This is a genomic window from Paraburkholderia sp. EG287B, assembly GCF_040965595.1.
Classification (GTDB): Bacteria; Pseudomonadota; Gammaproteobacteria; order Burkholderiales; family Burkholderiaceae; genus Paraburkholderia.
In genome coordinates this window covers 1-273 of record NZ_JBFRCG010000108.1, presented here as the reverse complement: position 1 = coordinate 273, position 273 = coordinate 1, and the positions used below count along the sequence as shown (strand labels likewise).

General features: G+C 54.6%; 1 rRNA gene. It reads left to right on the top strand.

The annotated features are described in order from the left end of the window. Positions 1–54 precede the first annotated feature (54 nt). Positions 55–273: ribosomal RNA gene (locus tag AB4Y40_RS42935) — 16S ribosomal RNA — on the top strand; the annotation flags it as partial.

The window sequence follows — 273 nt, the reverse complement described above, 5'->3', positions numbered from 1 at the left end:
CAGCTTTGAGTGAGCGACCGGTCTCGAGAGAGACCGAAAACAGTAACAGGTATTGAACTGAAGAGTTTGATCCTGGCTCAGATTGAACGCTGGCGGCATGCCTTACACATGCAAGTCGAACGGCAGCACGGGTGCTTGCACCTGGTGGCGAGTGGCGAACGGGTGAGTAATACATCGGAACATGTCCAGTAGTGGGGGATAGCCCGGCGAAAGCCGGATTAATACCGCATACGATCTTTGGATGAAAGCGGGGGATCGCAAGACCTCGCGCTA